Origin of the sequence: Nitratireductor thuwali (assembly GCF_036621415.1) — a bacterium.
Lineage (GTDB): Bacteria > Pseudomonadota > Alphaproteobacteria > Rhizobiales > Rhizobiaceae > Chelativorans > Chelativorans thuwali.
Genome location: NZ_CP030941.1, coordinates 2,932,793 through 2,952,634, shown reverse-complemented (window position 1 = coordinate 2,952,634; position 19,842 = coordinate 2,932,793). Strand labels below are relative to the sequence as shown.

At 63.6% G+C, this 19,842-nt stretch carries 18 protein-coding genes and 1 tRNA gene; 13 read left to right on the top strand and 6 right to left on the bottom strand.

The features are described from left to right. Positions 1-298: 298 nt before the first annotated feature. The gene (locus NTH_RS14325; protein WP_338531921.1) at positions 299-1,537 is read left to right on the top strand and encodes a lipopolysaccharide biosynthesis protein; all 1,239 of its coding nucleotides are present in this window, start codon (positions 299-301) and stop codon (positions 1,535-1,537) included. On the opposite strand, the gene NTH_RS14320 is transcribed toward NTH_RS14325, so the two are convergent. The 3 genes from NTH_RS14320 to NTH_RS14310 are packed head-to-tail and all read right to left on the bottom strand — an operon-like array spanning position 1,538 to position 4,391. Continuing rightward, positions 1,538-2,440 carry a DUF6492 family protein gene (locus NTH_RS14320; RefSeq protein ID WP_338530638.1) on the bottom strand — a complete coding sequence of 301 codons (903 nt, stop codon included), beginning with the start codon at positions 2,438-2,440 and terminating at the stop codon, positions 1,538-1,540. A 2-nt stretch (positions 2,441-2,442) separates the two neighbouring features. After that, positions 2,443-3,219, bottom strand: coding sequence for a WecB/TagA/CpsF family glycosyltransferase (locus NTH_RS14315; RefSeq protein ID WP_338530637.1), 777 nt, complete (start codon positions 3,217-3,219; stop codon positions 2,443-2,445). Beyond that, the gene (locus tag NTH_RS14310; protein WP_338530636.1) at positions 3,216-4,391 is read right to left on the bottom strand and encodes a glycosyltransferase; all 1,176 of its coding nucleotides are present in this window, start codon (positions 4,389-4,391) and stop codon (positions 3,216-3,218) included. The genes NTH_RS14315 and NTH_RS14310 overlap by 4 nt, the downstream gene beginning before the upstream one ends. Before the next feature lie 173 nt (positions 4,392-4,564). Here NTH_RS14310 and NTH_RS14305 point away from each other — a divergent pair, with 173 nt between their 5' ends. From NTH_RS14305 to proC, 3 genes are all read left to right on the top strand, one after another. Continuing rightward, entirely contained in the window at positions 4,565-5,557 is a 993-nt protein-coding gene (locus tag NTH_RS14305; RefSeq protein WP_338530635.1) for a glycosyltransferase family 2 protein, read from the top strand. Continuing rightward, entirely contained in the window at positions 5,526-6,848 is a 1,323-nt protein-coding gene (locus NTH_RS14300) for an O-antigen ligase (protein ID WP_338530634.1), read from the top strand. The genes NTH_RS14305 and NTH_RS14300 overlap by 32 nt, the downstream gene beginning before the upstream one ends. Positions 6,849-6,975: 127 nt before the next feature. Then, positions 6,976-7,782, top strand: coding sequence for a pyrroline-5-carboxylate reductase (gene proC / locus NTH_RS14295; RefSeq protein WP_338530633.1), 807 nt, complete (start codon positions 6,976-6,978; stop codon positions 7,780-7,782). Between the two features lie 238 nt (positions 7,783-8,020). On the opposite strand, the gene NTH_RS14290 is transcribed toward proC, so the two are convergent. Next, positions 8,021-8,485, bottom strand: coding sequence for an Lrp/AsnC family transcriptional regulator (locus NTH_RS14290; RefSeq protein WP_265516515.1), 465 nt, complete (start codon positions 8,483-8,485; stop codon positions 8,021-8,023). Between the two features lie 132 nt (positions 8,486-8,617). Here NTH_RS14290 and NTH_RS14285 point away from each other — a divergent pair, with 132 nt between their 5' ends. The 3 genes from NTH_RS14285 to NTH_RS14280 all read left to right on the top strand — a co-directional run bounded on the left by NTH_RS14285 (position 8,618) and on the right by NTH_RS14280 (position 12,907). Beyond that, positions 8,618-12,043, top strand: coding sequence for an indolepyruvate ferredoxin oxidoreductase family protein (locus NTH_RS14285; RefSeq protein ID WP_338530632.1), 3,426 nt, complete (start codon positions 8,618-8,620; stop codon positions 12,041-12,043). A 146-nt stretch (positions 12,044-12,189) separates the two neighbouring features. Continuing rightward, positions 12,190-12,432 (top strand): GSU2403 family nucleotidyltransferase fold protein, encoded by a 243-nt coding sequence (locus NTH_RS23140; protein ID WP_422392400.1) that lies wholly within the window; start codon positions 12,190-12,192, stop codon positions 12,430-12,432. A 271-nt stretch (positions 12,433-12,703) separates the two neighbouring features. Next, positions 12,704-12,907 (top strand): hypothetical protein, encoded by a 204-nt coding sequence (locus tag NTH_RS14280; RefSeq protein WP_338530631.1) that lies wholly within the window; start codon positions 12,704-12,706, stop codon positions 12,905-12,907. A gap of 349 nt (positions 12,908-13,256) precedes the next feature. Here the strand turns inward: NTH_RS14280 and NTH_RS14275 are convergent, their stop codons facing one another. Continuing rightward, positions 13,257-13,580, bottom strand: coding sequence for a VOC family protein (locus NTH_RS14275; RefSeq protein WP_338530630.1), 324 nt, complete (start codon positions 13,578-13,580; stop codon positions 13,257-13,259). A 279-nt stretch (positions 13,581-13,859) separates the two neighbouring features. Between NTH_RS14275 and NTH_RS14270 the strand changes: the two genes are divergently transcribed. The 6 genes from NTH_RS14270 to NTH_RS14245 all read left to right on the top strand — a co-directional run bounded on the left by NTH_RS14270 (position 13,860) and on the right by NTH_RS14245 (position 19,465). Continuing rightward, positions 13,860-14,876, top strand: a complete 1,017-nt coding sequence (locus tag NTH_RS14270) for an ABC transporter substrate-binding protein (RefSeq protein WP_338530629.1) — start codon at positions 13,860-13,862, stop codon at positions 14,874-14,876. A gap of 34 nt (positions 14,877-14,910) precedes the next feature. Further along, positions 14,911-15,681 (top strand): ABC transporter ATP-binding protein, encoded by a 771-nt coding sequence (locus NTH_RS14265; RefSeq protein ID WP_338530628.1) that lies wholly within the window; start codon positions 14,911-14,913, stop codon positions 15,679-15,681. Next, positions 15,671-16,519, top strand: coding sequence for an ABC transporter permease (locus NTH_RS14260; RefSeq protein WP_338530627.1), 849 nt, complete (start codon positions 15,671-15,673; stop codon positions 16,517-16,519). The genes NTH_RS14265 and NTH_RS14260 overlap by 11 nt, the downstream gene beginning before the upstream one ends. 363 nt (positions 16,520-16,882) lie before the next feature. Beyond that, positions 16,883-16,958, top strand: a tRNA-Phe gene (locus NTH_RS14255). A gap of 161 nt (positions 16,959-17,119) precedes the next feature. Further along, positions 17,120-18,307, top strand: coding sequence for a tyrosine-type recombinase/integrase (locus tag NTH_RS14250; RefSeq protein WP_338530626.1), 1,188 nt, complete (start codon positions 17,120-17,122; stop codon positions 18,305-18,307). A 318-nt stretch (positions 18,308-18,625) separates the two neighbouring features. After that, positions 18,626-19,465: a 23S rRNA (adenine(2030)-N(6))-methyltransferase RlmJ gene (locus NTH_RS14245; protein WP_338530625.1), complete on the top strand. Its 840-nt coding sequence runs from the start codon at positions 18,626-18,628 to the stop codon at positions 19,463-19,465. On the opposite strand, the gene NTH_RS14240 is transcribed toward NTH_RS14245, so the two are convergent. After that, on the bottom strand, positions 19,459-19,767 hold the full coding sequence (locus NTH_RS14240) for a hypothetical protein (RefSeq protein WP_338530624.1): 309 nt from the start codon (positions 19,765-19,767) through the stop codon (positions 19,459-19,461). The two genes, NTH_RS14245 and NTH_RS14240, sit on opposite strands and share 7 nt — an antisense overlap. Between the last annotated feature and the right edge of the window lie 75 nt (positions 19,768-19,842).

Below are 19,842 nucleotides of genomic sequence, written 5' to 3'. Positions count from 1 at the left end.
GCAGCGGGCGCCCGCGCGGCCGCGCTGGGGCCGGCCCGCGGCCCGCGCCAGACAGGAGCGACCGGTTGCGCCGATCTTTCCGCTGATCGTCGGAATTGAACATTAATGACTGCCGCCTTTGCAGAGAATGGAGCGCCAAGCCCGCGATTATCTTAACCCAAGCTAAACAGGCACGGGTAACAAATAGTTAATGCGGCGCTCCCTGCGCGCCTGCCAACGGCGCATTAAGCTTTAGCTGCTACGGCGATCCCGTGGGACCAAGCAGCATCGGGGCTTCGCCATTTCGGTCGTCGGGATCATCAGGAGCAGGCAAGGCGTCTTGCGCGACTATTTCTCGGCGATCAGCGGATCAGCGGGGCGGCTCGTCTTTTCGCTCGCCTATTTCGTCGTCCTGGCCAATGCGCTGACGATTTCGGAATTCGGCGTCTTCGCCACCGCTTCGGCCACCGGCGTCATGCTGTCGCGCATTCTGGGTTTCGGTTTCATCGCCCCGCTCTATCGCATCGCCACGGTCAAGCCTCGCCTGCTGGGCGCCTATACGGTCGGCTTCCTGGCGATGTCGGCCTTGTCGCTGCCGGTGGTCGCGGTGGCGGGCGGGGTGATGTATCTCATCTTCTTCCGGGTCGACATGGCGCCCGCCGCCTTTGCGCTGGTCATCGCGGCCGAGGCGCTTTTGTGGCGGCTGGCGGAGGCCGCCATCATCGTCAATAACGGGCTCAACCGCTTTGGACGCGGGGCGTTTCTGGTCATTTTCGGCACGGCGATCCGCGCCGCCGCGGCGCTGGCTTTTGCCCTCCTCGCCACGCGTGATCTGTGGATCTGGACGCAGTTCTATGTGGCGGCCAACGCGCTCTCGCTGCTTGTCGCCGCCACGTTCTTCTATCCGTGGCAGCGGTTGCGCTTCACGCCCCGCCTTTATATGCGCCGGCTGAGCGACGCCGCCTATGTCGCGGGCGCGGAGATATTGTTCTACCTGCAGATGGAGCTGGACAAGCTTCTCGTGCTGGCGCTGGGCGGGCCGCATCTGGCCGGCATCTACGCCATCATCATGCGGCTGGTGGACCTGACCGCCATTCCCGTGCGCACCTTCTCCATGCTGCTCGTGCAGAAGATGATGCGCGCGCCGGACATGCTGCGGCCGATCGGCACAAGGCTGGGGATAGAGGCCGGCATCTTCGCCGTGTCGACGCTGGCGCTGCTGTCGCTTGCGGTGCTGCTTTACTTCGCGCCTGGCATTCTGGGCTCCAATGTCGCCGAAGCCGCCCCGCTCGTGATCCTGGCCCTGGCGGTGCCGGGGCTGCGCAATCTGGTGGAGTATCAGGCCGAGCTCCTGTTCGCCCGCGGCCAGACCGCCATACGCGCCCTCAATCTGGTGCTTCTGGCCGGCATAAAGGCGGTCGCGCTCGCCTATATTCTGGAGCGCCACGACTTGGCGCGCGACCTGGTGCCGGCGCTGAACTGGGCGTTCCTGATGATCTACGCTGCGTCGGCGGCACTGACCTATTCGGCGCTGAGACTTCCGGCAAAGCGCGTCTAGCTATACGCCGGCGAAACGGCGCACCGTGTCGAGGTCGGTGCCCGTGAAGGACTGGATGCCTATGGCCACCTGCTCGGGTGTCATGGATGCGGCCAGCTTCTCCAGACCCTCGGCGCCGAGCTCCGGGCCCGACCAGTAGACCCGGCACAAGGGCGTGTCGTCGTGAAAGTGGCCGGCGCCTTGCAGCACTTCATCGACGTAGCGGCCGTAGATGAGGCATTCGGAGAACCGGCGGCGGCGGGCGATGGCCGTCACCCAGTCGCGGCCCTGCCCGGCCTCGATATGGCGCAGCATGGCGAGCAGCCTGTCGCGGCTCCAGGCGATGACGGTTGAGATATAATCGCTGGGAGCGGGTAGAACTTCCGGCAGGCCGAGCACCTTTCCGGCATTGGCGAACCAATCCAGGTGCTCGCCGCCTTCCCGCTGCAGCGCCCCCTCGCGGCGGTAAAGGCGCAGATTTCCCTCGCGGCGGAAAGAGGCCAAATCGAACGGCTTGAGAAACACCACGTCCGAATCGCAATAGACCAGCGTGCTTTGGGACACGTGCCGGGCAATGGCGATGCGCCGCAATTGCTGGACGTGCCAGCCGCGCAAGGGCGGGACGCGCATGCTCAGCCACACGTGGCGGCGGAAAAGGCTGAACGGGTCGGGCAGGCCGTGGAGCCACGAAGGCAGGATGTCGCGCTCGTCCACGATGCTGCGGCGGGGGCCTTCGAGGGCGCGAAAACGCGCGACGTCGGCACCCGACACGAGGACATAGTGATGGTCCGCTCCGCTGACGTGACGGTCGACGGTCCGGCAAAGCAGCCGGCAGCGCTCGAAGTCGCCGGCATAGCTGGGCGTCACCAGCGCCGCGCGCTGCTCTGACCGAGTTTCCCGATTCGGTTCAAGCGGCGTAGTCACGACTATTTCCGGCCGCGCGACAGGCGCTGGCGCATTACGCGAGCGAGGAACAGGGGATTGCCGACCACGTAGCGCCGCCAAAGCCGGCGCGGCTCCAGCATCAGCCGGAATACCCATTCCATGCGCAGGCGGCGCACCCATTGGGGCGCGCGCGGCACCGCGCCGCTGAGGAAATCGAGCAGCGCGCCGACGGCGATGGGCAGGGTGCAATGGCGTTCGTCCAGCCTGCGGGCGATCCATAGCTCTTGCCGGGGAACGCCCATGGCGACCAGCAGGATGTCGGGCCGGATCGCCTCGAGCTCGGCCAGGATCGCCGGTTCCTCGTCCTCCCGGAAAAAGCCGTCGCGGATGACGAGATATTCATGGGCGGGCGCCAAGGCCTTTAGCCTTGTGGCGGCGGCATCGGCGTTTTCGCGCCTCGTGCCGATGAGCCCGACCTTGAGCGGACGCTCCTCGGCGGCCAGAAGCGCCGGCACGAAGTCGGTGCCGTTCAGATTGGCGGGAAACCTCCGCCCGTAAAGAAGCCTGGCGGCGATGTCGACGCCGATGCCGTCCGGCAGGATCAGGAAATCCTGCAGGGCGCGGGCGAATTCGGGATCGCGCGAGGCGATGTTGGCGTTGTTCGCGTTGAGGAAGGTGACGCGCGTGAAACGCTGCTGGCCGATGAGCCCGCGCAAGAGCGCGAGGCACTCGTCCCAGCCCATGGATGCGACGGACGAGCCGAGTATCCGGCGGCGCGGCAGTTCGGAGAGGCGGGAGGTCCCGGGATGGGCGGTCATGCCGCAGCTCCCGCCCGGTCGTTGCCGAGCGCGGCAAGGCCCAGCTTCAGATTGGCGTCGAGCGCGGCCTGCTGGGCGGCATGGAATGCGGTTCCGTCGAGCCGCGGCCAGGAAGCATCCCGCGCTTCGACCAGCGTCCTTGCAAAGCTCTCGGCATCGTCGGCCACCGCGCAGTTCGACGGCCGTTCGGCAACGCCCCTCAGCGCGTGCGAGGTGGCCACACAGGGAAGGCCAAGCTCGAAAGCCTCGATAGTCTTCAACTGCACGCCCGTTCCCGCGCGGCTGACGAGCGGCACGACCTTGCCGTCGCACATGAAGGCGGCGGCGTCCTCGACGCGCCCCGCAAAGCACACGCGCGGATGGGCGCCGGCCAGGCCGTCTGGCGCGCGGCCGGCAATCGCTATGGAAAAATCCTCCGGCAGCAGCGGAACCACCTCATTCAAGAACCAGTCCAGGCCGATCCTGTTGGGCGCCCAGGTCCAGGTGCCGATCAGGACGGCGTCGTATTGCGGAGTATGCGGGGCCGTGGCGTCCGGTATTGCCGCTCGCGTGACGAGAGGCAGGACGGCGGTCAGTCCCTTGCCGGCAACGCCCAGCGCCGCTGCGTCTTCCTCGGCGAAGGTGTAGACAAAGCGGGCTTTGCGGCACAGCCTTGCTTCCAGCGCCGCGAGCAGTTCGGCCTCGCGTTCGAACATGTGTCGGGCCAGGCGCCCCGAGGCGGCCGCGGCATTTTCCCGTGCCGAGCGGTGCTCGACATTGTGGGCGACGTAGGCGAAGGGCCGCGACGTGAGGAGCTCTTCGAAAGCGCCGGCGATCTGCACCGAGTTGAGGATAATGCCATCGAACGGGCCGATCGATTGGAGTGCTTTCGCCACTTCCCGCTCACCTGTCACCCGCAGCTTGGCGGAGGCGAAGGTGAGGCCGCTTGCAAGGGCCGTTGCCGCCCAACCGACCTTGCGCAGCGCCGGCGCGCCCTCGGTCGTCACGTCGACATGGCCCAGCAGAACAGTCTCGTGCGGCCCCGCCGGCTGCTTTCCCGGCCAGGCGAAGCCCATCACGGTGACCCGGACGCCGGCGCGCGCCAAAGCGCCGAGGACCGCCGCATTGGCGATCTCGTAGCCGGTTTCAGGCGCCCCGCAGGGGACGATGGACGTTGCAAACACCAGATGCATCAGGTCTTCCTGCTGGGAAAGGTATAGGTTTCAGGCCGTGAAGCGTTGATTAAGATGCGTTGAAATTCGTAGCGGCTGCCGCGGATGGCGGCACCGGCACGGAAGGTGTTTAACGCAAGCTTAATCGCGGGCACATCATATATGCGCGGCAACGCCAGCATTCGGGGCATCTTTTGAAACCGGAACCAGCCAACGTTTCCGTCCATGCGCGCACGCCCGGCCTGAAGGCGGGCGATGTCGAATGCGTCGTCACGGTTCCCACCTTCAAGCGCCCGGAACAATTGCTGGCGACGCTCGCCTCCCTTCGGGAACAGGCGACCGGCAGGCGCGTCGCGGTGATCGTGATCGAAAACGAGGCGGAAAGGCGCGAGGGCGCGAAGGCGGCAGCGCCCTTGTTCGAAGCCGGTGCAATTGACGGCCTTGTCATCATCGCCCACAAACGGGGCAATTGCTGTGCCTACAATGCCGGCTGGGAAATGGCGCTCGCGACCTTCGGCGGATTCCGGCATCTGCTCGTGATCGACGATGACGAGCTTGCGCCGCCGGATTGGCTCGAAACCATGTGCGCCACCGCCGAGATGCTTGATGCCGATATCGTCGGCGGTCCGCAGCGGCCGGTTTTTGCCTCCGCGTCCCATGAAAAATGGGGGCGGCATCCGGTTTTCAGCCCGCCCTATCACGAAACGGGGCTGGTGCCGGCGCTCTATTCGTCCGGCAATCTTGCCATCGGGCGCGATGTGCTGGAGGCGATGGAGCGGCCGTTTCTCGACCTGCGCTTCAACTTCATGGGCGGCGGCGATTCCGACTTCCTCAGCCGCGCGAAGGCGAAGGGTTTCCCCCTCGCCTGGTGCGCGGAGGCGCCGGTGGACGAGGCGGTGCCGGCGCGCCGGATCGAGCCCGACTGGATCCGCGCGCGGGCGCTGCGCAACGGCGTGATCTCCACGCTGGTCGAGAAAAAGAAGCGGGCCGGCGAAAGGCTGGGGCCGCAGCTTGTGGTGGCCAAGAGCCTCGCCCTGCTTGCCGCCTCGCCGCTGCGCGGGTTCCTCCGCCTTGTCGAGACTGGCTCACCTTCCATTGCAATGTATCCGGTTTATGTGGGCCTTGGCCGGGTGCTTGCCGAATTCGGCTATGCCAATGAGCAATACCGCCAGCCAGACAAGAACTGACAGGCCGGTGCTTTCGGCCCGGCCAAGCCGGCGCGCGATGGCGCGGATCGCCACGGTGCTTGCCGCCTTGCTGCTTGCGACGGTGATCATCTCATTCCGCCCCTTTCAGCCGGCCGGCGCGGAGGGCGAAGGCGGGGACATCCTCAACCAGATCGGTTTCGGCTCGCTGGGTGCCCTGGCGCTGGCCGGGCTCTTCATGTTCGTCGACCGGCGCGTGCTTGCCGCCCTTCTCAGCCCATGGTGGCTGCTGCTCCTTGCCTTTGTGGGGCTTGGCGTCATGAACGCGCTGTCGCCAGCCGATTCCATGCGGGCAGCGCTCTTCGCCGTGATCGGCATCCTCACCATGGCCGCCGTCCTGACGCTGCCGCGCGACGCAGATTCGTTCTCGACCGTGCTCGCCCTGGCCGGATTCGCCATTCTCGGGTTCAGCTATTACGGCATTCTGGCCATGCCGGAGGTGGCCATCCACGGGGGCGACGGACAAGAGCCGCAGCATGCGGGGTTGTGGCGCGGCTCCTTCGCGCACAAGAACATCGCCGCGCCGGTGATGGCCTGCCTTTCCTTTGCCGGCTTCTATCTCTGGCGGCGCGGATGGCGGTGGTCGGGCGGCGCAATGTTCCTGCTGGCCGTCATCTTCATGTCGCAGACAGGATCGAAGACCACGCTCGGCACGGTGCCGCTGGCTATCATCCTGGCCGCCCTGCCCGGCGCCATAGGCCTGCGCTTCCTCACCCCGGCGCTTCTCATGACGGCGATTGCCGGCCTGGCGCTTGCCACGGTGGGCATCGTGTTCATCGACCCGCTGACGGCGCTGCGGGACCAGATAGCGCCCGACCTTACCTATACCGGCCGCACCGCGCTGTGGGCCTTCATGGGGGAGAATTTGGCCGAGAGACCGCTGACGGGCTACGGCTTCGAGAGTTTCTGGGGCACTGAAATCGTGCTCCAGGCCGACCAGCCCTTCGATCGCGACTGGGATATTCGCGGCATCGTGCACGGTCACAACAGCTATATGGATCTGGCCATCTCGCTCGGGCTTCCGGCGCTGGGCGTGGCGCTGGCGGCTTTCATCATAGCGCCGATGCGCGATTTCCTGCGGGTGCCCTTCTTCCGCGAGAACATCCTGCTTTCAGAGCTGTTCATGATGATGCTGACCTTCACCCTGCTCAACGCCTTCCTCGAAAGCTTCTTCTTCCGGCGCGCCGATCCGGTCTGGCTGTTTTTCGTCTTCGCCGCCCTGGGCATGCGCCTCGTGGCGCGGTTCCGGGTGCATCCCAGGGTGATCGAGTAGACCGGATGTCTTTTTCCGCCCCTCAAGCGCCGGACCGGCGGCTCCGCCGCCCCTGGCTTGCGGCGCAGGCTCTTGCAAGGCGCGCGCGAAAGCGCCAAACCTGCCGGTAAAGCATCAGGAGGACATGATGAACGGCAAGGTCATTCTCGTCGGCTGCGGCAATATGGGGTACGCCATGCTCAAGGGCTGGCTATCGTCCGGCAAGCTGGCCACCGGCGACACGGTCGTGGTCGAGCCGAACGCGGACCTGCGGGCTCGTGCCGCCAGCCTGGGCGTGACGGTGGCGGCGAGCGCCGATGAGGTCGACGGCGATGCCGGCGTGGTGTTTCTCGCGGTGAAGCCGCAGGTCATCCGCGACGTCGCCGCGCAGTACAAGCCATTGGCCGGGACGGCGACCTTCGTCAGCATCGCGGCCGGCACAGGCGTGGCCACGCTGGAGGAGGTGCTGGGCGGCCAGGCCGCCATCATGCGCTGCATGCCCAACACGCCGGCCGCCATCGGCAAGGGCATGATGGTGGTTTTCTCGAACCGCAACGTCACGGCCGAGGCGGGAAAGTTCGTCGGCGAACTCTTGGCCACCAGCGGGGCCGTCGCGACCATCGAGAACGAGCAACTCATGGATGCGGTGACGGCGGTCTCCGGCTCGGGACCTGCCTATGTGTTCCATTTCATCGAATGCCTGACCGCGGCCGGCGAGAAAGCGGGACTGCCCACGGATACGGCGAAGCTGCTGGCGATGCAGACCGTCTATGGCGCGGCGAACCTGGCCAAGGAAAGCGCGGAGGAGCCCGGCGTGCTGCGCGAGCAGGTAACGAGCCCCAACGGCACGACGGCGGCCGCGCTCTCGGTGCTGATGGGTGGCGACCGCCTGCTCGATCTGGTGAGCGAGGCGGTCGAGGCGGCCAGGAAGCGCTCGATCGAATTGGGGAAGTAGGCGGCTCTCCGGCCGGACTTGGTTCGACGGTTGCGATTGAGCGCGGCGCCCTTCGCCCCCCTCTGCCCGGCCGGGCATCTCCCCCTCAAGGGGGGAGATTGGCTGTCTTGACCGGTTTCGCCGATCTCAAAGGACAAGCAAGACATAGATGAAGAGATGATCTTCCTCCTTGAGGGGGGATGCCCAGCAGGGCAGAGGGGGGTGCGAAGGGGCGCTGCGGTCAATCGCAACTCCAGAACTAAACCGGCACGGCGCTGTGCGTCTTGATGTCCTTCAACACCAGGTTGGTGCGGACATTGGCGATGCCGGGCAGGCGGAACAGGAAATCCTCCAGGAACAGATTGTAGGCGGCCAGGTCCCGGCAGACGACGCGCAGATGGTAGTCGGCATCGCCGGTGGTCGAATAACAGTCGAGCACTTCGCGCCTTTGGCGCACCTCGGCGATGAAGGTGTCGACGTGGCGGTGGTCGTGCCGGGTCAGCGACACATGCACGATGGCCTGAAAGCCGAGGCCGGCGCGCTCGGTGTCGATCAGCGCGGCGTACTGGCGGATGAGGCCCGCCTCTTCCAACGCCCGCACGCGCCGCCAGCAGGCGGAGGTGGACATGCCGGCGCGCTCGGCAAGCTCCTGATTTGACAGGCGGCAATTTTCCTGGAGCGCCTCGAGCAGCCGCTTGTCCTGCTCCGTCAGAGATTCCGCCATGGCCACCGCTTCATTTCAAAATTCTACCCTTTACCGGTAGATCCTACCATCTTTGCCAGCCCTGTCGCCACATCTGGCAGAAATTTTCAGCCCTCCGGGTGTAAAATCATCCCAGCAAGGATGGAGGAGCCGATGACCGTGCATCACAGGATGGGCCGGCTGAAAAGCTACCAGCTCGAGGATCGCTATACTCAGGAATCCGGCCGCGTCTTCATGACCGGCACGCAGGCGCTGGTGCGGGTGATCCTCGATCAGGCGCGGCGCGACCGGGCGCGCGGCCTCGACACGGCGGGTTTCGTCTCGGGCTATCGCGGCTCGCCGCTGGGCGCGTTCGATCTCGAGCTATGGAAGGCGCAGAAGCGGCTGACGGAAGCCCGCATCGAGTTCCTGCCCGCCGTCAACGAAGACCTGTCGGCAACGGCGATCCTGGGCAGCCAGCAGGTGGAGACCAATCCGGACCGGCAAGTGGAGGGCGTATTCGGCCTCTGGTATGGCAAGGGGCCGGGCGTCGACCGGTCGGGCGACGCGCTGAAACATGGCAACGCCTACGGCTCCTCGCCCCATGGCGGCGTGCTGGTGGTGGCGGGCGACGATCATGGCTGCGTTTCCTCGTCGATGCCGCACCAATCGGACGTTGCCTTCATGAGCTGGTTCATGCCGGTGCTGAACCCGGCGACGGTCGCGGAGTATCTCTCCTTCGGCGAATATGGCTACGCGCTTTCGCGCTTTTCCGGCATGTGGGTCGGCTTCAAGGCGATCTCCGAAACGGTGGAATCGGCGGCTTCCATCGAGCTCCCACTGGACCGGGCGTTCAATACGCCGGATTACACGCCGCCGCCCGGCGGCCTGCACTATCGCTGGCCCGATCTGCCCGGACCCCAGATCGAAGAGCGCATGGAGGCGAAGAAGCACGCGGTCTTCGCCTTTGCCGAAGCCAACCCCATCGACCGGCACATCTATGACGTGAAGCATGCCCGTTTCGGGATCGTCACCACCGGAAAGGCGCATCTGGACCTGATGGAGGCGCTGCGCCTACTGGGGATCGGCGAGGCCGAATGCCGGGCGCTCGGCATCGACATCTACAAGATCGGCATGGTGTGGCCGCTGGCGCGGCGCGATGCGCTGGATTTCGTCAAGGACAAGGAAGAAGTCCTCGTCATCGAGGAAAAGCGCGGCATCATCGAGAGCCAGTTCAAGGAATATTTCTACGACTGGCCGGGGCACAAGCCGCGCGCCATGGTGGGCAAGCGGGACGAGCGCGGCGAAAGATTGGTGCCGTGGACGGGCGAACTCTCCCCGCGCCTGCTTCTGCCCATCGTCGCCAGGCGGCTCGATGGCATCTTCCCTGGCAACGGCTTTATGGAAAAAGCCCGGAAGATAGCCGACGAGCCGGCTATCGCGCTTCGCGTCGAGGGCGCGGCGCGCACGCCCTATTTCTGCTCCGGATGCCCGCACAACACATCGACCAAAGTGCCCGAAGGCTCGAAGGCGCTGGCCGGCATCGGCTGCCACTTCATGGCAAGCTGGATGGACCGGGAAACGAGCTCGCTCATCCAGATGGGCGGCGAAGGCGTGAACTGGGCGGCTTCCTCGCTGTTCACCGGCAAGGGCCACATCTTCCAGAATTTGGGCGAAGGCACCTGGTACCATTCGGGCTCCATGGCCGTGCGCCAGGCAATCGCGGCGCGTGCCAACATCACCTTCAAGATCCTTTATAACGACGCGGTCGCCATGACCGGCGGCCAGCCGGTGGACGGGCCGGTGAGCGTGCAGGCCATCGCGCATTCGAGCCGCGCCGAAGGGGTGGAGCGCATCGCCCTCGTCTCCGATGATCCCCAGAAGTTCTCGGCCGGCGATTTTCCGACTGGGACGACCATCCATCACCGCAGGGAGTTGGACCGCGTGCAGCGCGAATTGCGCGATGTGACGGGCGTCTCCGTCCTCATCTACGAGCAGGCCTGTGCGACTGAAAAGCGCCGGCGGCGCAAGCGCGGACAGATGGAAGACCCCAAGCGCTTCGTCGTCATCAACGAGCTTGTCTGCGAGGGCTGCGGCGACTGCTCGGTGGAATCCAACTGCCTTTCCGTCGAGCCGGTGGAAACGGAGTTCGGGCGCAAGAGGCGGATCAACCAGTCCTCCTGCAACAAGGATCTTTCCTGCCTCAACGGCTTTTGCCCGAGCTTTGTGACGGTCGAGGGCGCGACGCGGAAGAAGCGGCCGGGCCTGGAAATGGACATCGCCGCCCTCGGCGCGGACTTAGCCGAGCCGGAGGCTTCGCCGCTTGACAAGCCGTTCGACCTTCTGATCACCGGGGTCGGCGGCACGGGCGTCGTGACCGTTGGCGCGCTCGTCACCATGGCAGCGCATCTGGAAGGCAAGGGTTCGAGCGTGCTCGACTTTACCGGCTTTGCCCAGAAATTCGGACCGGTGCTTTCCTATGTGCGCGTCGGCGCTTCGCCCGAAGCCATCAACCAGGTGCGCATCGACCGCACTTCGGCGGATGCGCTGATCGGCTGCGACATCGTCGTCTCATCCTCGCCCAAGGCATCCGCCGCCTATCGCAGGGGCATGCGGGCGGCGGTCAATCTGGCGGAAATGCCGACGGGCGATATCGTCCTGAGGCGAGATGCATCGCTGGCGATAGACGAGAGGCTGACCGCCATCGAAGGTGTGACGGGTCGCGATGGATTGTCGGCCATCGACGCGAATCGGCTTTCAGAAAAGCTGATGGGAGACACCGTCTTCGCAAATGTCATGATGCTCGGCTTTGCCTGGCAGATGGGGCTGGTGCCGGTCTCTCTCAACGCGCTGAGCCAAGCCATAGAGCTGAACGGCGTGGCGGTGGAGGCCAATCACCGCGCGTTCCTTCTCGGGCGCATCGCGCTGGCGCGGTCGGAGGCGCTGCGCCAGATCATCGAGCCGAAGCCCGCACAGAAGCAGACACTCGACCAGATCATTGCGCGGCGCGAAGCTTTTCTCACGGACTATCAGGATGCCGCCTACGGGCAGCGCTATCGCCAGCTGGTGGATCGCGTCCGCGCGGCTGACACGGGCAGCAAAGCGGTTGGCGAGGCCGTCGCGCGCGCCCTGTTCAAGCTGATGGCCTACAAGGACGAATACGAGGTCGCGCGCCTGCATGTCGAGACCGGGTTCCAGGAGCGGCTGGCGGAGGTGTTCGACGGCGATTTCCGCGTCGTCCATCACCTCGCCCCGCCCTTCCTGGCTTCGGGCAGGGACGCGCGGGGACGGCCGCTCAAGCGGGCCTTCGGCCCTTGGGTGCGCCTGCCCTTCCGCCTGCTCGCCCGCATGAGGCGGCTGCGCGGCACAACCTTCGATCCCTTCGGCTATTCGGCGGAAAGGCGCATGGAGCGGGCGCTTGTCGGTTGGTACCAGGAGGTTGTCGAAAAGGCCCTCACCAGGCTGCGTGCCGACAATGGCGCCGAGGTGGCGGAACTGCTCGCCCTGCCGATGGCAATACGCGGCTATGGACCGGTGAAGGACGCGGCGGTGAAGCGCGTGAAGGCGGAGGTCGAGCGGCGGCTTGAGGCGTTGATGTAGGCCATGGAACGGCGCAATCTCAGTACGACAGACTGACAGTATGTCTGTGGCCAATTTTACGACTGAGAAAAGCGTGGGCAGTTCGCGAAGTTAGCGATCAGGCTACAAGGTGGACCTCCTGGCCCCGAGCACGGGATCGGACGAATATGGCGGCCGCCCAACTCCCGCGCACGCTCGCAGGCGCTGTAGCGAAACCCTTGCCTTTTCTGGATTTCCTCATTTGCCAGCCGATCCGTGGCGTGCTGCTGCAAGGCGCCCGAGTTCCCGTCAACGTCCCGCCACCTGAGCTGTTCTCCATTCCTAAACTGATTGTCGCAAGCCGTCGGCGGACGGAGAAAGAAGGATTCGCAAGGACGGGGACAGGCGGTACTGGGATCGATCTAGCGTGAGCACGTTGCAGTGACGTCTTTATTTCGGGCCCGAACGCATGGCTATGCCTCAACAAATGAATTCGGATCTCGGTTTGCTGAGCTTCACCCGAACCAGATCACACGATGGACGTGCTCATCAACATCAAACAGCTCAGCAGGACGACCTAACATGCGTGGATAGCAGTTCATCATCGATGGCGGGATTCGGGCGATCTCTACGCGTTCTTTGCCTAATTTATCCACGGTAGCTCGGCTCGGCCGATAATGGCTTTGTTAAACGATGGAGCCGATGATGATCCCCTTCCCTTTGATCTTTGCAACAGTGCTGGCGCTGACCGTCCTGAGTGGGATTGCAGCCATGGTGGTGGCATTTGTCGGCAACACACGGTCCAACGAAACTCACCGCCGATTGGTCGAAGTTCTCGCCCAGATTGCTCTTTTGGGCGCTGGAGCACTTATCACGCTCCTCGGCAGAGCCGCGGATGCTGGATAACCTTTAACAGCCACTGCAGAAACTATGAACAAACAGCAAACAAGCACTAGCCTTCCCGACCGACATTCCTCGGCCGTCGCTGATATCCGGCCTCATAAGTTGCGGCTCTTGCTGTGGCCAATACGGCCCTCGCAATGCTTGAACGGTTCGGCTGCCTAAACCCTAACCGCGGCAGGGTCTTCTCCACGAGCGCGCGCAGGTTCATCATGTCGTCGGTCATCGATCGTTCCTCGAATCAGGTTGCTGTGAGCAACCCGACCCTACCGGGGAGCATCGATGACCGCTGCTGTGCCGCTCGCTCGCTACAGCGCTGTCGGGCGCGCTCGCGAGCGGCTTCACCACCGCCGAGCTACACCACGCTGTAGGGCACGACCACCGGAATTCCCTTGGCCTCAAGATCGGCTGCCGCCGTTTCAACATCGTCGACGTTGAACCGAAGCATGGTCGGGTTTTCCCGGTTGGGCTTTCTGCCCTCTCGCGCCATTCCGCCTGTCTCGATCATCAGATATCCGTCGCCGAAGCGCAGGCAGACCAGACGCTCTTTCTCGAACCAAACCGGTAGTTCCAGAATATCCCTATAGAAGCGAACGCATTCCTCGAAACGCTCGGTGCCGAGTATGATTCCAAAGGTTTGTGCCTGAAGCGCTCCGCGCTTGCCGCTTTCGATCATCATGCCATCCCCTGGACCGAGCGTATGGGCAAGCAAATCGCCTGCCCGACCTCGACGATTGTGAGGTCGCATGAAAGCCCTGTCCAGCTACAGCCGCCGAGCATTGCCCGACAGACGTTCGGCCGCCCGCATCCGAAGTTGAAGCCGGCACTGCCGCCATGGCGCGGTCGATGGTGCCGCCGACGCGGATGCCCACCGCCGCTCCTGCCCCATTTGCTCTTGCCCCAAGGGCATCCCTGTGCAAAGTGCCTGCGAAAACACGCACTACAAAGGGAGGATCACATGTTCACCATTTCACGCAGGCTTCTCGGGGTTCTGGCGCTTTCGGGCGCGGCGGCGCTTGCCATGCCGGCCTCGGCGGCCGACAAGATCAATATCGGCATCCTGTCGCTTGCCTCGCATTCGCCGAGCATCATCGCCGAGGCCAAGGGCTATTTCGCCGACCAGGACCTGGACGTCGAGTTCGTCTCCTTCCAGGCCGCCCAGCCCATGGCCGTCGCCATTGCCTCGGGCGATGTCGATTTCGGCATGACGGCGATTTCCGGCGGGCTGATCAGCCTGGCCGACAAGGGCGTGGTGAAGATCATCGGCGGCGCGCTGCAGGAAACGCCGGAGATCGACGGGCAGAAGATCCTCGCCTCGAAGGCCGCCTTCGACGACGGCGTGAAGACGCCGGCAGACCTCAAGGGCCGCAGCTTCGGCATCACCACCACCGGCTCGTCCTTCCACTACATGGCGCACAAGATCGCCGACAAGGAAGGCTTCGACCGCTCCGAGATCAAGGTCAAGCCGCTGCAGAAGGTGCCGGCCGTCATCGCCTCGCTGAAGAGCGGGCAGATCGACGCGTGGTCGATCGTTCCCAATATAGCCGGCGCGCTCACCAGCGGGCCGGAAGTGGTCGAGATCGGCCGGATCTCCGACTATATCGACAATTACCAAGTCACCACCGTTTTTACCTCGACGGCCAATGTCACCGACAAGCCGGACCTTGTGAAGCGCTTCCTGGCGGGGCTTTCCAACGGCATCGCCGACTATAATGCCGCGCTCGTCGACAAGACAATGAGCGAGGAGGAGACGGCAGAGATCGTCGCGATGATCCACAAATACGTCTATTCCGACCAGCCCATCGAGAAGGCTGATCCGCGCATCCGCGCCGGCGCCATGCGCATCAACGAGAATGCGGCGCTGAGCCTGGCGAGCGTGGAAGACCAGCTCGAATGGTTCAAGTCAGAGAACCTCGTTCCCGAGGGCGTGACCATGGAGAAGCTGGTCGACACGAGCTTCGTGGAGACGCGCTGACCGCGACTTTGCCCCACACATTCAGGCAATCGCAATGCAGCTGATCGCCCGCAACATCACCCACCACTATGGTGGCACGGCGGTGCTGGAGGACATCTCCTTCGCTATCGGCGCCGGCGAGATCGTCTGCGTTGTCGGCCCTTCGGGCTGCGGGAAATCCACCTTCCTGCGCATCGCCGGAGGGCTGGAGCGGCCGGACAGCGGCGAGGTGCTGGTGGCGGGCGCGGCGCCTGAAGGCTCGCTCAACCCGCTGACCTACATCTTCCAGGACTTCGCTCTGCTGCCCTGGCGGTCGGTGGCCGGCAATGTCAGCCTGGTGCTGGAAGACCACGGGATCAGGGGGGCGGAAGCGCGCGCCATCGTCGCCGATGTCCTGGCGCGCACCAATCTTTCGGACTTCGCAAGGGCGCTTCCCCGGCAGCTTTCCGGCGGCATGAAGCAGCGCGTGGCAATCGCCCGCGCGCTGGCCGTGAAGCCGGCCATCATGCTGATGGACGAGCCGCTGTCGGCGCTCGACAGCCAGACGCGCGAACTGCTGATGGACGATCTGGTGGCGCTGTGGCAGCGCGAGCGCTTTTCCGCCTGCTACGTCACCCATAATCTGAACGAGGCGGTGCGGCTGGGAAGCCGGATCATCGTGCTTTCGCGCCGGCCCGGGCGCATCCGCGAAGTGGTCGAGATCGACATGCCGATCGACCAGCGCGCCGAGCGGCTGGCCGAGCTGGAAAGGCTTCAGCGGCGCGTGTGGGAGATCATGCGCGAGGAAGCACGCGAGGCGGACCGGGAGATTGCCGATGTCCCATGAAGCAACCACGCGGCCGGGCAGAACCGGCGCGGCGGGCGCCGGCAGCGGCGAGGAACTGCGTCCGGTGCCGTTTCGCGGCGGCGGCTTCAAGCACCGGCCGCTGGGCCCGGTCGCACCCATCGTCTTCCTGGCCATCATCGCGCTGTGGGAATTGGGCGCGCGCTCCGGCTTCATCAGCCCCATCGCCCTGCCCGCCCCCTCCGAGGCGCTGGCGGCGCTGGGCGACCTCATCGCCACCGGCATGCTGTGGAAGCATCTGGGGGCAAGCCTTTACCGCCTCATCGTCGGCTGGACGCTGGGCAGCCTGCTGGGCATCGCTTTCGGGCTTCTGATCGGCCTGTTCTCGCTCGCCCGCGCCGGCCTTCTGCCGCTCGTCTCGGCGCTCTTTCCGATCCCGAAGATCGCGCTTCTGCCGCTTTTCATCATCTGGTTCGGCATCGGCGAAGGCTCGAAAGTGGCGACCATCCTGTTCGGCACCTTCTTTCCCACCGTCATCGCCACCTATGGCGGCGTCGACAATGTGGACCGCAACCTGATCCGCATGGGCCAGTCCTTCGGGCTTTCCTGGCTTTCCATCGTGCGGAAGATTATCGTGCCGGGGGCGATGCCGGCCATCCTGTCCGGCTTCCGCATTTCGGCCTCCATCGCCATCGTGCTGCTGGTGGCGGCCGAAATGATCGGCGCCGAATTCGGCATCGGCGCCTATATCCTCATGGCCGGCGCGCTCTTCGCGCTCGACCAGCTGATTGCCGGCGTCGCCATCCTGTCGGTGCTCGGCCTCATCATAGCCTGGCTTATCGGAAGAGCCGAAAAGCGCCTGCTCGCGTGGCGCAGCTAGAGCGCCGTTCGTCAATTCGGACGCACAAAAGACGCTCTGTCTCTTTGTTTTTCCGCATTTATGCGGACGTCAGGTGATTCCACCAGACTGCAAAATGCTATAGGTGCCGACGGCGCTTTCCCTAATCGTTATCGCGACCTAGCCCTTTGCTGGAGCATGATCTTTTTAGAAGCCGGTGCCCGCTTTTCGGGATCGTGCTCCCAGCCCGGCATTGCCGGAACGGCATTTGGAAAACTGTCGCGAAATCATGCGTGGGGATGCTGGACAGAGCGAAATCACATGCTATAACCCACGCGCTTGCGACGGAGAGCCAACCCCGCCACGAAGCTCACGCCCGCGGCAGCCGCCGATGGCGGATGGAAGGCCCAGATAGCTCAGTTGGTAGAGCAGCGGACTGAAAATCCGCGTGTCGGTGGTTCGAATCCGCCTCTGGGCACCATTGCCCCTTCCCATAGCTTCTCAGACCGTCTCTCAGATGGTTAAAAATCAACGAGTTAGCTGGTTATGGCTGCTCATGGCGCCCCGCCACGTACCATTGCAACGCATCAGTTTGTGGGTAACGATCCGGGTATTGCCCATTACCCCGGAGGCTCGTTACCCATGCCGCTTTCCGACTTCGCCTGCAAGAACGCCAAACCCAGGGACAAGCCGTATCGTCTCGCCGACGGCGACGGGCTCTATCTCCTCGTCCAAAAAAGCGGCTCCAAGCTCTGGCAACTGCGCTATCGCTACCTGGAGAAGGAAAATATCCTCTCCTTTGGGAAATACCCGCTGGTGTCGCTTCTCGACGCGAGAGAGAAGCGCGACGAAGCCAAGAGGCTCCTTATTGCCGGTATCAACCCCTCCACAAAGCGCAAGGAGGAGAAGATCGCGGCCATCACGGAAGCGCGCACCACCTTCGGCCTTATCGCCGAGGAATATGTTAGGCGGATGGAGGAACGGAAGGCGGCGGCGGCCACCGTTACCAAAACCAAGTGGCTCCTCGAGGACCTGGCCAGCCCGCTCGCCAAGCGTCCCATCAAAGAGATAACCCCCGCGGAAATACTCCAACTCCTCCAGAAGATCGAAAAGAGCGGCCGAAGAGAGACGGCGCGGCGCTTGCGCGGCGTGATCGGCAGCGTCTTCCGGCTGGCGATTGTCACCCTCCGCGCCGAGACCGACCCCACCCTGGCCCTCCAGGGTGCTCTCCAGCCGCCGAAAGTTAATGGCCGCGCTGCTATCACCGATGAAAGAAAATTCGGTCAGCTCCTTGTGGCGATCGATGACTACGATGGATGGCCGACCCTCAAAGCCGCTCTCCAGTTCCTCGCCCTCACCTGCGTCCGCCCCGGCGAGGTACGGGGAGCTACCCGCGACGAGTTCGACCTAAAGAAGTTCGTCTGGCGCATTCCGGCCGAGCGCATGAAGATGCGCGCTCCGCACGACGTGCCGCTATCCAAGCAGGCACTTCTGGTCTTGGAAGAGGTCTGGCCGCTCTCCGAGCACGGCGGATTGGTCTTTCCTTCGATCCGCTCGACCAGGCGCCCCCTCTCGGAGAACGCCATGAATGCCGCGTTGCGGCGTATGGGGTACAGCAAGGACGAAGTGACCGCCCACGGCTTCCGGGTGACCGCCAGCACCATCCTCAACGCCCGCAACTACGATCCAGACGTAATTGAGGCGGTCCTGGCGCATCAGGATAAGAACGCCATCCGGCGAACCTACAACCGCGCCACCTATTGGGAGCAGCGGGTGATGCTGATGCAGGAGTGGGGGAATTTGCTAGACGCATTAAAGGCGGGCCGTTAGCTTTTCGCGCATTCAGAGGCAGCGCGCGCTGCCCTCCAGGTTGGTGCAATCGTCGGCAGCGGATTCCTCTTTGAAAAACGGACCGACGATCGCGGAAATTTTCTGGTCGTAATCGTCCAGTTCTTGGCGACATCCCGGGATGTGATCTGGCGGGTATCCCTTCAATGTTGATCAGTCGCCATCAATGCGTCTCTAGCGTCTAGACGAGCCCAGCATCGCCCCTCTCATAGTGGCGTCGATCACAAGTGCGCGCTAAGACACAACTCCATCACAGGCCGAGCCAACGATATTGGTGATCGGCAGTTTTGAGATGAAAACATGAATTATCGACACGCATTTCACGCGGGCAATCACACCGAGGTTTTCAAGCACGCCGCATTGACCCTGGTGTTGGAACAACTCCTGCAGAAACCGCGGCCATTCGCGATACTCGATACGCACGCGGGGATCGGCCTGTATGATCTCACGGCTGATGAGGCACTGCGAACGAACGAAAAAGCTGCTGGGGTTGAGCGGATATTCGGACGGGCACTCCCATCCGCATCCATGTATTTTAGTGCTCTCCATGCGATAAACGGTAATGGACTCACTTCATATCCGGGCTCACCCGAACTCGCCCGCTTGGCACTTCGGGAATGCGACCGGCTCATTCTGTGTGAGCTGCATCCGACGGACGGACTGCAACTGAAGCGCCGCTATCAGAAGGATCGTCGCATTTCTGTTCACGTAAGGGACGGGTACGAAGCCATCGGCGCGCTCTTACCTCCGCCAGAGCGTAGAGGAGTGGTCTTTATCGATCCTCCGTTCGAACGAAAAGATGAAATCAACCTGATCCAAAGGGCTCTTCAAAAGGGCTTCCAGAAGTGGGCGACTGGTATCTTTATGGTATGGTATCCAATCAAGGAGCCTACCACGGGTGAGGCAGTAGCATCTGCCGCTGCTTTGGCGGGCTTCTCAAGCGCCCTTCAGGCAGAATTTTGCCCCTATCAGCGAGATGGCGGCATACTGGCGGGAAGTGGCATCGTCATATGCAATCCGCCCTGGAAAATTGATGATAAGCTTCGGACTCTTTGCGGAGACCTCACCTCGCTCTTGGGAGGAAAGCGAAGTTCCTGGTCTGTCGTAGCCGTGGATTGTTCCCAGCACCGCAATCACTGAATACGGTCGGACGGCAGCGGCTCATCCGCTTCTATTGCATGAATAACACCCATCAGATCACGCCACCTATTGCATAGCGCGAGATTGCCCCGTTCAAGCGCCCCGTCCGCCCTTTGATCCATCAGCTCAAGCGCTTCCTCAGAGCCAAATCGCTTCATAAGCCTCACACCTCGGAGCCACGTCGATCTGCTGAATCCATAGTCGTGCAGCCGCGACTCATCATCGATGATCGACTCAATGGTGATGTCGAAATTGCCTATGCTGTATTCCGACTTTTTCCTGCCCAAATCGGCACCGTGCATGTCATTTCGCGGTCGAGTATTCTTTGTACAACGAATCGGAAGCCATCGCCAACGAGGTGCGCTCCCGGTAGTCTG

Excerpts from the sequence above, each read along its gene's own strand:
- NTH_RS14285 (WP_338530632.1), top strand. The coding sequence starts at position 8,618 with ATGACCGTGCATCACAGGATGGGCCGGCTGAAAAGCTACCAGCTCGAG.
- proC (WP_338530633.1), top strand. The coding sequence starts at position 6,976 with ATGAACGGCAAGGTCATTCTCGTCGGCTGCGGCAATATGGGGTACGCC.
- NTH_RS14245 (WP_338530625.1), top strand. The coding sequence starts at position 18,626 with ATGAATTATCGACACGCATTTCACGCGGGCAATCACACCGAGGTTTTC.
- NTH_RS14300 (WP_338530634.1), top strand. The coding sequence starts at position 5,526 with ATGAGCAATACCGCCAGCCAGACAAGAACTGACAGGCCGGTGCTTTCG.
- NTH_RS14240 (WP_338530624.1), bottom strand. The coding sequence starts at position 19,767 with ATGCACGGTGCCGATTTGGGCAGGAAAAAGTCGGAATACAGCATAGGC.
- NTH_RS23140 (WP_422392400.1), top strand. The coding sequence starts at position 12,190 with ATGGCGGCCGCCCAACTCCCGCGCACGCTCGCAGGCGCTGTAGCGAAA.
- NTH_RS14280 (WP_338530631.1), top strand. The coding sequence starts at position 12,704 with ATGATGATCCCCTTCCCTTTGATCTTTGCAACAGTGCTGGCGCTGACC.
- NTH_RS14250 (WP_338530626.1), top strand. The coding sequence starts at position 17,120 with ATGCCGCTTTCCGACTTCGCCTGCAAGAACGCCAAACCCAGGGACAAG.
- NTH_RS14270 (WP_338530629.1), top strand. The coding sequence starts at position 13,860 with ATGTTCACCATTTCACGCAGGCTTCTCGGGGTTCTGGCGCTTTCGGGC.
- NTH_RS14275 (WP_338530630.1), bottom strand. The coding sequence starts at position 13,580 with ATGATGATCGAAAGCGGCAAGCGCGGAGCGCTTCAGGCACAAACCTTT.
- NTH_RS14265 (WP_338530628.1), top strand. The coding sequence starts at position 14,911 with ATGCAGCTGATCGCCCGCAACATCACCCACCACTATGGTGGCACGGCG.
- NTH_RS14290 (WP_265516515.1), bottom strand. The coding sequence starts at position 8,485 with ATGGCGGAATCTCTGACGGAGCAGGACAAGCGGCTGCTCGAGGCGCTC.
- NTH_RS14310 (WP_338530636.1), bottom strand. The coding sequence starts at position 4,391 with ATGCATCTGGTGTTTGCAACGTCCATCGTCCCCTGCGGGGCGCCTGAA.
- NTH_RS14260 (WP_338530627.1), top strand. The coding sequence starts at position 15,671 with ATGTCCCATGAAGCAACCACGCGGCCGGGCAGAACCGGCGCGGCGGGC.
- NTH_RS14315 (WP_338530637.1), bottom strand. The coding sequence starts at position 3,219 with ATGACCGCCCATCCCGGGACCTCCCGCCTCTCCGAACTGCCGCGCCGC.